This window comes from Georgenia sp. H159 (assembly GCF_035607575.1).
Classification (GTDB): Bacteria; Actinomycetota; Actinomycetes; order Actinomycetales; family Actinomycetaceae; genus Oceanitalea.
This window is the reverse complement of the sequence record NZ_JAYDZY010000004.1, coordinates 1-14,272: the sequence shown is the minus strand read 5'-3', so window position 1 is coordinate 14,272 and position 14,272 is coordinate 1. Positions and strand designations below refer to the sequence as shown.

Here is a 14,272-nt window from a genome sequence, read left to right as displayed (position 1 = left end):
GCAGCGAGCGGAGGACGAGCACATGACGCAGCAGCCACCGGACCCGGTCCAGCAGGAGGTCCTCGGGGCGCTCGCACGCTGGGTCGTCACCGAGTTCCCGACCGACGCCGGCTGGGACGGGCTGCACCTCCAGCTGCGCCCGCTGCGCGACGAGGTCCCCTTCCGGGTCATCGAGGTGCGCGGGGAGGAGCGCCGCTCCAGGGTGGGCCGGCTGACGCCCGACCAGCCGCCCCACACGATCGCCCGCCGGCTCCAGGACCTCGGGGCACGGCCCGGTGAGGGCACCTGGATCGAGGCCTCGGTCTCGCTCGCCGCGACCGGCTGGCCCACCCCCTCGTTCACGGTGACGGGACGCTTCAACCGGGATGTCGAACCGACCCCGTGGCGGGAGGGGGAGACACCCCTCGACGCCACCGACCTCGTCCACCACCTCACCCGCTACCCGCGCCGGGCCGACGCCGTGCCGTCCTGGATGGCCGAGCGGATCCAGGCCGCCGGCCTGGCAGTCCCGGGGCCGGCGGACACCCCCGAGCCCGCCGCCGCCCCGACGGCCCCACCGGCCCCGGGGACGGTCGCCGTCAGCGCCTCCCCGGACGTCGGTGAGCTCCCCCGCCCGGAGGTCCTCGACGTCGTCGTCGACCGGGACGGGCCCGTCCTGCCCGACGGCACCCGCCCGGGCCGCCGTCGGCTGCGCCTGGGCGGGTCGCTGGGACTGCTCGACGTGCTGGAGACGGCCGGCGTCCCGCTGCCCTTCGTCGACGACCGGGGCACCTGGATCGTGCGGCACGGGGAGTCCCGGGACAGCGGGCAGATGCTCGCCGTCGTGGAGCAGGGGCCCGGCGCGTCGACCGGCGCCGTCCCCGACGCGCGCATCCACCTCCTCACCGAGGCCCGGCCTGCCGACCTCCTCGACGACTCCGGGCGGCTCGCCCTGTACTACTGCTCGGTCCCCGGCGACCTCCAGGTGGTCCTCGACAGCGCGCGCCTCGGGGAGGTGGCACCGCCGCCCGAGCCTCCCGCGCCGCCGGACAACGAGCCCGTCCGCGCGGCCGTCGCCGAGTTCGCCGCCGACCCCTCGCCCCAGCGCATGCTCCACGTGCTGCGCCAGGTCCTCGGCGGGCGCCTCGTCGTCGACGCGACCGGCTCGCAGCTGCCGGAGCCCGGCTCCCGCACGCCCGAGCTCCGCCTCATCACCCTCACCGCCCCGGACAGCACCCGGGCCCTGGGCGCCTTCACGAACAACAACGCGCTCGTGGCGTTCCGCTCGAAGGCCGGCGGGGAGCAGCCTGAGCGGGTCACCGGTGTCGCGCAGCCCGGCGTGCGGCTGCTCGAGCTGTTCCGGCGCGCCGAGGAGCTGCAGTGGCTCATCGTCGACCCGGGCGGGCCCTCGTGCGCGATCGGCCGCAAGGAGATCGACTTCGCGCTCTCCGCCCCCAGTGCCGCCGCGGTCAAGGACGTGCTCGCCCGCGAGCACTCCGCCCAGGAGCTCGTCGCCGCGCTCGGTGAGCCGGGCGCGTCCCTGTTCATCGCGCACACCGAGGTCGAGGGCCGCACCGGCCCCGTGCTCGTGCGGGACCAGAACGACGACAAGCCCGTCCTCCTCGCCTTCACCTCGCCGGCCGAGGTGGCGGCGTACAACACCGCCTTCGGCGTCCGCAGGCTGCCGGTCGGCGCGATCCTCCAGCTCGTGCTGGCGAACCGTGCCAAGGCACTGGTCCTCAACCCCTCCGGTCCGCGCGCCGTGCTGCCCAGCGCGCAGGTGTGGCACGCACTGGGCAACCCGGACCTGCCTCGGGCGGCCGACGGCCGTGACGGTGGCGCGTGAGCTCGGCCGTCCGCCTCGCCGACGTCGTCGCCACGCTCGCCGGGCTGCCCGACGCGGAGCTCGTCCGGCTCCTGCGGGAGCGGCCGGACCTGCCCGTCCCCGCGCCGGCCACCCTCACCGCCCTGGCGGCCCGCGCGTGTTCCCGGCCCTCCGTGGAGCGGGCGCTGGCAACCCTCGACCAGCACACCCTCGAGGTCGCCGAGGCCGTCTGCGCGCTGGGGGCCCTCGGTCCCGTGACCGTCGCCGACCTGCTGCCGGCCATGGGCGCGGACGAGCCCGATCACGCCCGGCTCGTCGAGGTGGCCTACGACGACCTCGACCGGCTCCTCCTCGTCGTCGGGGGTCGGCCGGTGGTCGCGCTGCACGAGGCGCTCGGCCCCTACCCGGTGCGGCTCGGGCCCGCGCTGGCATCGCTGGAGGACGTCCACGACCCCGTCGTCACCGCCGAGCAGCTCCACGCCGTCATGGCGGACGCCCCGCCGGCCGCGGTCCGGGTGCTCGAGGCGCTCACCTCCGGCACACCGGTGGGCGTGACGGGCGGCCCGGAGCCCACCGGCGGCACCCGGTGGCTGCTGGACCACGGCGTCCTCCAGCGGCTCGGGGCCACCCAGGTGGTCCTCCCCCTCGAGACCGGGCTGGCCGCCCGCGGCGGGCGGACCCACCCGTCGCCGCATCCCCGCCCGCCGCAGGCCACCGCACCCACCCGGCCGGACGCCGTCGTCGCCGCCGAGTCCGCCCGCGCGGCCGAGGAGGTCGTGCGGCTCGTCGGCCTCGTCGTGCGGCAGTGGTCGCTCGACCCCGTCCCCGCCCTCCGCGGTGGCGGGCTGGGCGTGCGCGAGCTGCGGCGGCTCGCCGCCGACCTCGACGCCTCGCCGGAGCACGTGGCGACCGTCGTCGAGCTGGCGGCGATGGCCGGGCTCGTGGCCCCCGACGACGACGGCGAGCGCGCGGTCCTCGCTCCCACCTCGCTCGCCGCTGACTGGACCGAGGACGAGCTCGCCGACCGGTGGGCACTGCTCGTCGAGGGCTGGGTCACCTCAGCCCGGATGCCGTGGCTCGTCGGCACCCGGGACGAGCGCGGCGGGCTGCGGGCGGCGCTCGGGCCCGGCCTCGAGCGCGGGTGGGCGGCTCGGCTGCGGCGGCGGGTGCTGTCGATCCTCGCCTCCCTCCCCGCCGGGGCAGCACCGGGCGCCGAGCACGTCCACGCCGTGCTGCGCTGGCAGGCGCCCCGCGTCACCCCACCCGCGGCCAGCGTCGCGGCCGTGCTCGCCGAGGCCGAGCTGCTCGGCCTCACCGGAGCCGGTGCGCTGAGCTCCGCCGGCCGGGCGGTCGCCTCCGCCGAGGCACCGGTCGACGTCGCCGCCGCGCTCGCCGCGGACCTCCCGGAGCCGGTCAACGAGATCCTCGTCCAGGGTGACCTCACCGCCGTCGTGCCCGGCCGCCCGAGCGCCGAGCTGTCCGAGCTGCTCGACCAGGTCGCCGACGTCGAGAGCCGGGGCGCCGCCCTCACCGTCCGCTTCACCGCCGAGTCCGTCCGCCGCTCGCTCGACGCCGGGCTCGAGCCTGCCGTCCTCCTCGACCGGCTCGCTGCCGCCTCCCGCACCCCACTGCCGCAGGCGCTGGAGTACCTCGTGGGCGACGCCGCCCGGCGGCACGGCCAGCTGCGCGTGGGCGGGGCGGCGAGCTACCTCCGCACCCCCGACGAGGCCACGACGAGGGCGCTGGTCACCGACCCCCGCCTGGCCGCGCTGTCGCTGCGCGAGCTGGCACCCACCGTGCTCGTCACCGTCGCCTCACCGGGGGAGCTGCTCGAGACGCTGCGCGGGACGGGTGCGTCACCCGTGCTCGAGGGTCCCGCCGGCGCGGCTCTCGGTGGCCGTCCCGGGCGCCGCGCCGTGCGCGCCGTCCCGCGGGTGCGGCGCGCGGGCGAGGTCCACGTCCAGGGCCCCGACGACGTCCACCTCGAACGACTCGTCGGCCGGATGCGCGCGGGCCAGGAGCGGGCGGCCCAGCGCGACGACCTGCCCGCCACGGACCCCGTCCACACGGTGGCCGCGCTGCGGGAGGCGGCGGACGGCGGGAACGCGGTGCGCGTCGTCGTCATCGGGGCGAGCGGCAAGCCCGAGCGTCGCCGGGTACGGCCGCTGAGCGTCGAGGGTGGTCGCGTCCGGATGCGGGACCTCGACCGGGAGGCCGAGCTCGTCGTCGCCGTCCACCGCATCAGCGCGGTCGGCGACGCCTGACGGGAGACCAGGCTCACCGTGACCTGGGCTGCCCCGCGCGCGACAATGGTCTGATGCCCGACGGCCCCCTGATCGTCCAGTCCGACAAGACGCTGCTCCTCGAGGTCGACCACCCGCGGTCGCGCGACGCGCGCCGCGCCATCGCCCCGTTCGCCGAGCTCGAGCGCGCCCCGGAGCACATCCACACCTACCGGCTCACCCCGCTGGGGCTGTGGAACGCGCGGGCGGCCGGGCACGACGCCGAGCAGGTCGTCAGCGCCCTCATCGACTACTCGCGCTACCCCGTCCCCCACTCCCTCCTCGTCGACGTCGCGGAGACGATGGACCGCTACGGGCGGCTCACCCTGGTCTCCCACCCGGCGCACGGGCTCGTGCTGGAGACGACGGACGTCGCGGTCCTCGAGGAGGTGCTGCGCTCCAAGCGGATGGCCGGCCTCGTCGGCGAGCGGCTCGACCGGGCGAGCGTCGTCGTCCACCCGAGCGCGCGCGGCCAGGTCAAGCAGGCGCTGGTCAAGCTCGGCTGGCCCGCGGAGGACCTCGCGGGGTACGTCGACGGCGAGGCGCACGACATCAGGCTCGACACCGGCGACTGGGCGCTGCGGCCCTACCAGGAGGAGGCGGTCGAGGGCTTCTGGCACGGCGGCTCGGGCGTCGTCGTCCTGCCGTGCGGGGCCGGCAAGACGCTCGTCGGCGCGGGCGCGATGGCCCGGTCCGCGACGACGACGCTCATCCTCGTCACCAACACCGTCTCCGCCCGTCAGTGGCGCAGCGAGCTGCTGCGGCGGACCTCGCTCACCGAGGACGAGATCGGCGAGTACTCCGGGGCGCGCAAGGAGGTGCGGCCGGTGACGATCGCGACCTACCAGGTGCTCACGCTGCGCCGGAAGGGTCTCTACCCTCACCTCGAGCTGCTCGATGCCCGCGACTGGGGCCTCATCGTCTACGACGAGGTCCACCTCCTGCCCGCCCCGATCTTCCGGATGACGGCGGACCTGCAGGCACGCCGGCGGCTCGGGTTGACCGCGACGCTCGTGCGTGAGGACGGCCGTGAGGACGAGGTCTTCTCCCTCATCGGGCCCAAGCGCTACGACGCGCCGTGGAAGGACATCGAGGCACAGGGCTACATCGCGCCCGCCGAGTGCACCGAGGTGCGGCTCACCCTGCCGGATCGGGACCGGATGCTCTACGCCACCGCCGAGCCCGACGAGCGGTACCGCCTCGCCGCGACCGCCGGTGGCAAGGAGCGGGTCGTGGAGGACATCGTCCGCCGGCACCCCGACGAGCAGGTGCTCGTCATCGGCCAGTACCTCGACCAGCTCGAGGACCTGTCCAACCGCCTCGACGCGCCGCTCATCACCGGTGCGACGCCGGTCAACCAGCGAGAGCAGCTCTTCGCCCAGTTCCGGGGCGGCGAGCTGCCGGTGCTGGTCGTGTCCAAGGTCGCCAACTTCTCCATCGACCTGCCGGAGGCGTCCGTCGCCGTCCAGGTCTCCGGGTCCTTCGGGTCCCGGCAGGAGGAGGCGCAGCGGCTCGGGCGGCTGCTGCGACCCAAGGCCGACGGCAAGACCGCGCACTTCTACACCGTCGTCACCCGTGACACCGTCGACCAGGAGTTCGCCGCCCACCGGCAGCGGTTCCTCGCCGAACAGGGCTACTCCTACCGGATCGTCGACGCCGAAGAGATCGACGCCGTCGAGCACTGACCCCCTCTGCGCCGAGAGCGGACTTGTTGCGGCAACAACTCCGCTCTCGGCGCCACGGCTGGGGGGCGGTTAGAGGGACGCGGCCTTTGTGATGCGCTCCAGGGTGGCGGCGGTGCGTCGGGTGAGGGCGGCGTCGTCCGGGTCGGGCGTGCCCGTGCGCACCCGCTCGGCGAAGTGCGCGACCTGCGCGCCGTACTGGTCGCCGTCGACCTCGACGACGGTCCGCTCCTCCCCGCGCTCGACGACGATGCGGGCGGTGCCGCCCCGGACGTCCGCGCGGAAGGCGTCGGGCAGGTGGATCGTGCCCTCGCTGCCGTGGAGGCGCGCATCCGCGCGGAAGGCCGCGTCGAGGGAGCAGTGGAGGTTGGCGGTGAGCTCCCCGTAGCGGGCGGCGATCGCGACCCGGGTGTTCGCGCCGTCGGGCACGTCACGGTGCGCGACGACGCCCACGTCGTCCGGCTCGCTGCCGGTGAGCCAGCCGAGCAGGTCCACCGGGTAGCAGCCGATGTCGTTGAGCGCCCCGCCACCGAGGTCGCGCCGCAGCCGGATGTCGAGCGGCTCCTGGCGGCCCTGCACGAAGTGGAAGGAGGACTCGACGGTGACGAGCCGCCCGATCGCGCCGGAGTCCAGCAGCTCCCGCAGCCGGGCCAGCTGCGGGTGGTGGCGGTACATGAACGCCTCGGCCAGCTGGACGCCCGCGTCCGCGGCGGCCGCCTCGACCGCGTCGAGCTCGGCGAGGCCCTGGACGATCGGCTTCTCGCACAGGACGTGCTTGCCCGCCCGCGCGGCCGCGATCGACCACCGCGCGTGCTCGGTGTTCGGCAGCGGGACGTAGACGGCGTCGACGTCCGGGTCGGCAAGCAGCTCCTCGTGGCTCGCGTAGTGGCGCTCGATGCCGAGGTCCGCGGCGAACTCCGCCGCGCGGCCGCTGGCCGAGCTCACCGCCACCACCTCGCCGGCACCGCTGCGCCGGATCGCCGGGACGACCGCCTTCCGGGCGATCCGCGCCGCTCCGAGCACGCCCCACCGGATGTCCACCATCGGTTCCTCCTGTCGTCGGCCGGCGCCCAGGCTAGCGGGCACGCGGTCGCTCCGGGCGGCGCACGGCATGATGGGGCCGGCAGCGGACGACGACGGGAGGCCCGGTGGGCGAGCAGGACGAGCGGGTGAGTGCGGAGCTCGTCGCCGTCATCACCGCCGTGCAGAACGGCGTGCCGCTGGTCCTCACGACGGCCGACGGCCGCCGTCTCCCCTCCGGGCCGCTGCAGTCCGGCCACCGCTCGATGCAGGCCGGCATGCGCTCCTGGGTCGCCCGCCAGACCGGGTACGACCTCGGCTACGTCGAGCAGCTCTACACCTTCGCCGACCGCGGCCGGGGCCCACGCCCGGTCCTGGAGGTCTCCTACCTCGGGCTGACGACGGTCTCGGCGGTCACGCCCGGGTGGCGCAGCTGGCTGGAGTACTTCCCGTGGGAGGACCACCGCTCTGGCGACGACGGCGTCATCGCCGCCACGCTCGCGCCCGCCCTCGCGGCGTGGGCGTCCTCGACGACGGCGGCGCAGGCCGAGCGGCGGCGGCTGCGCGTTGCCGTGACCTTCGGGCTCGACGGGCACCCGTGGCTCCCCGACATGGCCCTCCAGCGCTACGAGCTCCTCTACGAGGCCGGCCTCCTCCCCGAGGCGCACGGCGGTGACCCGACGCCAGGAACCGGGCTGCCGATGGAGCGCGACCACCGGCGCATCCTGGCGACCGGGATCGGCCGCCTGCGGGCGAAGATCCAGTACCGCCCCGTCGTCTTCGAGATGCTCCCGGAGAGCTTCACCCTCAGCCGGCTGCGGTCGACCGTCGAGGCGGTCGCCGGCCAGCACCTCCACAAGCAGAACTTCCGCCGGCTCGTCGAGCAGCAGGAGCTCGTCGAGGAGACCGGTGAGGTGGACGCGACCACCGGCGGGCGCCCCGCCAAGCTCTTCCGCTTCCGGCGCGCCGTCCTCGACGAGCGGGAGGCGGCCGGCACCAAGCTGCCCATCGTCCGCCCCCGGTAGCCCGTCATCGACATTGCAATGGCCCGGCGGGGACGCGAAGATCGCAGGTGTGAGCCACCCGACCCCCCGGCGCCTGCGCGCCGTCGTCCTCCTGCTGCCCCTCCTCGTCCTGCTCGGCGCGCTGACCGGCCCGGCCGCCGCTGAACCGCCGCTCTTCCTCGAGGACCGGGTCACCGACAACGCCGGGGTGCTCGACGGCGGCGAGGGCGGTGACGTCGAGGACGCCGTCGCCGAGCTGCAGGACGACGCAGGGATCTCGCTGTTCGTCGTCTACGTCGACGACTTCGACGGGATGAATGCCGACGCCTGGGCAGAGGAGACCTTCGACGCCTCGAACATGGGCACCGACGACTCGCTCCTCGCCGTGGCCGTCGACGACCGCGCCTACTTCCTGGGTGGCGGCACCGCGGTCGTCTCGGAGCAGGGCTACGCGCAGATCCGCACCCAGCTGGTCGAGCCCGAGCTCTCGCAGGACAACTGGGCGGCCGCTGCCGTCGCGGCCGCCCAGGGGCTCCAGGACTGGGAGCCCGGCGACGGCGGTGCCGGCACCGGCAGCAGCGGTGGCGGCGGGATCGGCTTCGGCACGATCTTCCTCATCGGCCTGCTCGCCATCGCGGCGATCGCGCTCTTCTCGTGGGTGAGGAACCGCGGCCGCGACTCGGCGGCGCCGCGCGGCCCCCGCGGCCAGGAGCTGCCCGCCGACCACCCCCTGCGGCTGCCCACCGAGGAGCTCAACAAGCGCGCCGGCTCGGCCCTCGTCGCCGTCGACGACGCGATCCGGTCCTCCGAGGAGGAGCTCGGGTTCGCCAAGGCCCAGTTCGGTCTCCAGGCCACCGACTCGTTCAGCGCCGCGCTCGCCGAGGCCAGGACCAAGGCCGCGCGCGCCTTCCACGTCCGCCAGCTGCTCGACGACGATCAGCCGGAGACCGAGCCGCAGGCCCGCACGATGATGGCCGAGATCCTCACCCTGTGCGACGAGGTCGCCGAGACCCTCCAGGCCCAGGCCAGCCACTTCAGCGAGCTGCGCGACATGCAGTCGCGCGCGCCGCAGGTGCTCAGCGAGATGGAGACCCGGGCAGCGGAGGTCGAGGGCCGGCTCCCGACCGCCCGGGTCGTCCTCGACGGCCTCGCCGCCCGGTACCCCGCCACCGCTCTCACCTCCATCTCGCAGAACCCGGCGCAGGCCACCGGGCTGCTCGAGGGTGCCCGCGAGGCGATCGCGGAGGGCCGGCGCCAGATCGAGACCGACAACCGGGCCGCCGCGGTGGCGGCTGCATACACCGCCCAGGAGGCCATCGGCCAGGCCTCCTCCCTCCTCGACGCGGTCGAGCGCGCCAACGACGACCTCGCCCAGGCGGCCCAGCGGCTCGACGCCGCCCTGGCCTCCATCGGCTCCGACGTGCGCGACGCCCAGCGCCTCGCTCCCGACGACGCCGTCGTCGGTCCGCGCGTCGTCGAGGCCCGCGCCGCCATCGAGCAGGGCAACCAGGCGCGTCAGGGCGGGGACCCCCTCGCCGCGCTCGAGCGGCTCGCCGCCGCCGAGGACGCCCTGGACGCCGTGCTCGCGCCGTCCCGGCAGCTGGAGGAGCGCCAGGAGCGCGCCCGCACCCAGCTGACCCACCGGCTCGACGCCGTGAACGCCCGGATCGCCGCCGTCTCGGAGTACGTCCGCACGCGCCGCGGCGCCGTCGGCAGCGAGGCCCGCACCCGCCTGTCGGAGGCCGCGCGGCTCGCGCAGCAGGCCGGCGAGCTGGCGGGACTCGACCCCGAGCGCGCCCTCGGCCTCGTCCAGCAGGCCGAGCAGCGCGTCGCAGCGGCCCAGCAGCTCGCCGAGCAGGACACCAACTCCTTCGGCGGTGGCGGCTTCGGCGGCGGGATCGGCGGCGGCTACGGGGGTGGCCGCGGCGGGCTGGACGTCGGCTCGCTCATCCTCGGCGGCATCCTCCTCGGCGGTGGCGGCCGGCACAGCGGCTGGGGCGGGGGCGGATTCGGCGGCGGAGGCGGCTTCGGCGGAGGGGGCGGCTTCGGTGGCGGAGGCGGGGGCTTCGGCGGCGGCTTCGGCGGAGGGGGCGGCCGGTTCTGACCGCCCTCCGGCACACGTTTTGCAACAATTCATGACGACCACTCGACGAGAGGCAGCACCATGACCGAGAAGCAGAGCATCCTGGGCCGCATCGCCCAGCTGACCAAGGCCAACATCAACGCGCTCATCGACCGCGCCGAGGACCCGCAGAAGATGCTCGACCAGCTCGTGCGGGACTTCACCAACTCCATCGTCGAGGCCGAGGAGGCGGTGGCCGTGACGATCGGGAACCTGCGCCTCGCCGAGCAGGACCACGCCGCCGACCTCGAGGAGGCCCGCGACTGGGGCAACAAGGCCATCGCCGCGTCGAACAAGGCCGAGCAGCTGCGCGCCGCCGGGGACGCCGGCGAGGCCCAGCGCTTCGACGACCTCGCCAAGATCGCGCTCACCAAGCAGATCAACGCGGAGAAGGAGGCCCGGGACGCCGAGCCGATGATCGCCTCGCAGAACGAGGTGGTCGACAAGCTCAAGACCGGCCTCACCCAGATGCGCACGAAGCTCGACGAGCTGAAGTCGCGCCGCGACCAGCTCGTGGCCCGCGCCAAGACCGCCGAGGCGCAGGGCAAGGTGCAGAGCGCCATCTCCTCGATCAACGTCCTCGACCCCACGACCGAGATCTCCCGCTTCGAGGAGCAGGTCCGCCGCGAGGAGGCCCGCGTCGCGGGCCGGGCCGAGATCAACGCCGGCTCGCTGGAGTCCCAGTTCGCCGAGCTCGAGGACTACGGCACGACGAGCGAGGTCGAGCTCCGGCTGGCCGCCCTCAAGCAGGGCAAGACCCCGGACCAGATCGAGTCCTGACCACCACCGCACCACCGGCGTGAAGGGTTCGGGTCCGTGGCGGACCCGGACCCTTCACGTCGTCCTGGACCCCCGTCCCCACCCGCGGCGAACCCGCCCGGCCGTGTCGCGCCGTCGTCGTCGGCTCGTCGCTAAGGTGAGCCCATGTCCGACGCGCCGCGCACCTACCTGCTCATCGACGGGGAGAACATCGATGCCACCCTGGGGATGAGTGTGCTCGGCCGTCGGCCGGCCCCCGAGGAGCGTCCCCGCTGGGACCGCATCCTCGACTTCGCCCACGCGGCCTTCGACCAGGACGCCAAGGGGCTCTTCTTCCTCAACGCCAGCTCCGGGCAGATGCCGATGAGCTTCGTCCAGGCGCTGCTCGCGATGAGCTTCCACCCGATCCCGCTGTCCGGCCTCTCCTCGGAGAAGGTGGTCGACATCGGTATCCAGCGCACCCTCGAGGCCATCCTCGACCTGCCGGACGGCGACGTCCTCCTCGCCTCCCACGACGGCGACTTCCTCCCCCAGGTCGAGCAGCTCGTCGACGCCGGGCGGCGGGTCGGGGTCATCTGCTTCCGCGAGTTCGTCAACTCCCACCTCGCCGAGCTCACCCACCGCGGGCTGCGGCTGTTCGACCTCGAGGACGACATCGGCGCCTTCCAGGCACCGCTGCCGCGCGTGCGGATCATCCCGCTCACCAGCTTCGACCCCACCCGCTACCTCTGACCGTGACGCGCCTGCTCGTCCGGCGGGCCCGGCTGGTCCCCGTCGCGTCCACCCGCGGCTCGGCCTCGGCCCACCCGGGCGGCGCCGTCGTCGACGTCCGGATCGAGGCGGGGCGCGTCGTCGAGGTCGGGCCGGACCTCGCGGCCGGGGGTGAGGAGCTCGACGCCGACGGCCGCTGGATCGTCCCCGGCCTGTGGGACCAGCACGTGCACAGCGCGCAGTGGGCCCGCTCCTTCGCCCGCCTCGACCTCACGCAGGCGGCGAGCGCCGCCGACGTCGTCGACATCGTGCGCTCGGGCGTCTCGTCCCGTCCGCCGGCACCCGGGGCGCTGCTCGAGGGCTACGGGTTCCGCGACGCGCTGTGGCCGGACCTGCCGACGACGACGGCGCTGGACGCCGTGGCCCCGGACGTCCCCGTGGTCCTCATCTCCGGCGACGTTCACTGCGGGTGGCTCAACAGCGCCGCGCTGCAGCGGCTCGGACTGCCTTCGCGGGCCGGCCTGCTGCGCGAGCACGAGTGGTTCGACGTGCTCGCCGCGATCGGGCGCATGCCGCACTCCGGGGAGGAGGGCTTCCGGGCGGGGCTGGCCACCGCGGCCGCGCGGGGCGTCGTCGGCGTCGTCGACATGGAGTTCGCGCCCAACCACCGGGTCTGGCCGGAACGGGTCGCCGACGGCCTGGACTCGCTGCGGGTGCGGACGGGCGTCTACGTCGACGACCTCGCCGACGTCCTCGCCGCTGGCCTGCGCACCGGAGACCCACTGCCGGGCGGCGGCGGCCTGCTCACCATGGGCCCGGTGAAGGTCATCTCCGACGGCGCGCTCAACACCCGCACCGCCTTCTGCCACGAGCCCTACGGCGTCGTCGACCACGGCGCCGGGGTCGAGCCCGGAGACGGGCACGCCTCCTTCGGGGCGCAGACCGTCCCGGCGAGCGAGCTCGTCGAGCTCATGCGCCGCGCCGCCGCTGCCGGGCTCACGGCGGCGGTGCACGCGATCGGCGACGCCGCCGTGACGATCGCCCTCGACTCCTACGCCGCGAGCGGCGCACGCGGGACCATCGAGCACGCCCAGCTGGTGCGCCGGTCGGACGTGGCCCGCTTCGCCCAGCTCGGGGTGGGTGCCAGTGTGCAGCCTGCGCACCTGCTCGACGACCGCGACGTTGCCGAGGCCTGCTGGCCGGGCCGGGCCGACCGCACCTTCCCGCTGCGCGACCTCCTGGACGCGGGTGCGGAGCTGCGCTTCGGCTCCGACGCCCCGGTCGCGCCGCTCGACCCGTGGCTCGCGATGTCGGCCGCCGTGCACCGCAGCGCCGATGAGCGCGGGCCCTGGACGCCCGCGCAGCGGATCGCCCCAGCCGAGGCGCTGGCCGCCAGCACCGACGGCTGGGGCACGGTCGCGCCCGGCCACCCGGGCGACGTCGTCCTCCTCGACGCCGACCCCCTCGCCCCCGCCGCCGACTCCGCCCAGGCCGCCGCCCACCTGCGCACGATGCCGGTGTCTGCCACCGTCGTCGCCGGCCGACTCACCCACCGCACCCACCCATAGCCCCTCGGTCCCCTCCCCTTTCGCGCCGACAGCGGAGTTGTTGCACCCACCCCTCCCCCCGCCCACCCCTCCCGCCGAGAGCGGAGTTGTTGCACCAGCACGCGCGCAGCCCGTGCCGGACACCACGACGTTGTTCCACATGCACCGTCCGCTCGTGGATCGTCCACAGTCCGATAGTCCTGCCGAGCCGCCGTGGTGGTGCCGCGTGGATCGTCGGGGCGATGGACGTCATCACCGAGCCGTTCACCTACCGTGAAGCTCTCCGCCATGGCTTGAACGGCCACGATCTCCTCGCGCTCTGCCGGGCCGGCGAACTCGTCCGACCGCACCGAGGCGTCTACCTTCCCAGCCGTCTCGTCGATGATCTGGATGCCCGCGTGACGGCCGTGAAGCTGGTGCTTCCGTCGCGCGCTGCGCTGGCACGGGAGTCGGCCGCGTGGCTGTACGGAGTCGACGTACGCCCGCCCGAGCGGTGGCGAGCGCCGCCGCTGCTCGAGTGCGTCGTGCCGCTCGACAGCGTCCGACCCGAACACCCGGCGATCAACGCATTCATCAGTGAGCTGCCCCGAGACGACGTCGTCGATGTCAATGGTGTTCCGTGCACGTCACCGACACGTACGGCCCTTGACCTTGCCCGCTGGCGCCCCAGGTTTATCGGACTGGGCGCGGTCGACACGCTGACCCACGTCGGACTGACAACAGTCGCGGAGCTCGAGAAGGCTGCGGCCCCGCTCCGCGGACATCGCTTCATCCGACGGGCTCGCGAGGTCATCGAGCTCTGCGAACCTGCGACAGAGTCGGTCCCCGAGTCCTGGTGCAGGCTGCGCATCATCGAAGCTGGGCTGCCTCGGCCGGCAGTGCAGGTGAGCCTGCGGGACGAGCAGGGCCGGGAGGTGTATCGGCTCGACATGGGAATCCTCGAGGCGCGCGTCGGCATCGAGTACGACGGCGCGGAACACCACCTACGAACCGTCGCCCAGCGCGAGCACGATGAGAGACGCCGAGCCGACATCGACCGACGTTTCCGGTGGAAGACTGTCGCGGCGACCTTGGTCGACGTCCTCGGGCACGAACCGAGGCTGGAACATGCGGTCATGGAGCTGCTCGGGATCTCGATCGAGTTCCGCCGTCGCCCCTGGAATCCCTGACAGCTCAGCCCTCGCCGCCGCGATGGAGCGGCTCGCATCCCCCGCGATGGAGCGGCCCGCAACAACTCCGCTCTCGCCGCGAGAGGGGGCGGCGCGCCCGCAACAACTCCGCTCTCGCCGCGAGAGGGGGCGGCGCGCCCGCAACAACTCCGCTCTCGCCGCGAGAGGGGGC

General features: G+C 74.6%; 10 protein-coding genes. 9 read left to right on the top strand and 1 reads right to left on the bottom strand.

Annotated features, from left to right (window positions below; translation table 11 throughout):
* Positions 1-22 precede the first annotated feature (22 nt).
* The 3 genes from VR894_RS06470 to VR894_RS06460 are packed head-to-tail and all read left to right on the top strand — an operon-like array spanning position 23 to position 5,771.
* Complete coding sequence (locus VR894_RS06470) at positions 23-1,825, top strand: SseB family protein (RefSeq protein WP_324650542.1); 1,803 nt, start codon at positions 23-25, stop codon at positions 1,823-1,825.
* Positions 1,822-4,068, top strand: coding sequence for a helicase-associated domain-containing protein (locus VR894_RS06465; RefSeq protein ID WP_324650541.1), 2,247 nt, complete (start codon positions 1,822-1,824; stop codon positions 4,066-4,068). Before VR894_RS06470 ends, VR894_RS06465 begins: the two co-directional genes overlap by 4 nt.
* Positions 4,069-4,121: 53 nt before the next feature.
* On the top strand, positions 4,122-5,771 hold the full coding sequence (locus VR894_RS06460; RefSeq protein WP_324650540.1) for a DNA repair helicase XPB: 1,650 nt from the start codon (positions 4,122-4,124) through the stop codon (positions 5,769-5,771).
* Positions 5,772-5,840: 69 nt separating this feature from the next.
* Here VR894_RS06460 and VR894_RS06455 read toward each other — a convergent pair whose 3' ends face one another.
* A complete protein-coding gene (locus VR894_RS06455; RefSeq protein ID WP_324650539.1) occupies positions 5,841-6,812 on the bottom strand; it encodes a Gfo/Idh/MocA family oxidoreductase in 972 nt (323 codons plus the stop codon).
* A 104-nt stretch (positions 6,813-6,916) separates the two neighbouring features.
* On the opposite strand from VR894_RS06455, the gene VR894_RS06450 reads away from it, so the two are divergent.
* From VR894_RS06450 to VR894_RS06425, 6 genes are all read left to right on the top strand, one after another.
* Entirely contained in the window at positions 6,917-7,813 is an 897-nt protein-coding gene (locus VR894_RS06450; protein ID WP_324650538.1) for an NUDIX hydrolase, read from the top strand.
* 49 nt (positions 7,814-7,862) lie between these two features.
* Positions 7,863-9,896 (top strand): TPM domain-containing protein, encoded by a 2,034-nt coding sequence (locus VR894_RS06445; protein WP_324650537.1) that lies wholly within the window; start codon positions 7,863-7,865, stop codon positions 9,894-9,896.
* A gap of 60 nt (positions 9,897-9,956) precedes the next feature.
* On the top strand, positions 9,957-10,694 hold the full coding sequence (locus VR894_RS06440) for a PspA/IM30 family protein (protein WP_324650536.1): 738 nt from the start codon (positions 9,957-9,959) through the stop codon (positions 10,692-10,694).
* Positions 10,695-10,838: 144 nt separating this feature from the next.
* Positions 10,839-11,405, top strand: coding sequence for an NYN domain-containing protein (locus VR894_RS06435; RefSeq protein ID WP_324650535.1), 567 nt, complete (start codon positions 10,839-10,841; stop codon positions 11,403-11,405).
* Between the two features lie 2 nt (positions 11,406-11,407).
* Positions 11,408-12,952, top strand: a complete 1,545-nt coding sequence (locus VR894_RS06430) for an amidohydrolase (RefSeq protein ID WP_324650534.1) — start codon at positions 11,408-11,410, stop codon at positions 12,950-12,952.
* A gap of 221 nt (positions 12,953-13,173) precedes the next feature.
* The gene (locus VR894_RS06425; RefSeq protein WP_324650533.1) at positions 13,174-14,100 is read left to right on the top strand and encodes a type IV toxin-antitoxin system AbiEi family antitoxin; all 927 of its coding nucleotides are present in this window, start codon (positions 13,174-13,176) and stop codon (positions 14,098-14,100) included.
* Positions 14,101-14,272 lie beyond the last annotated feature (172 nt).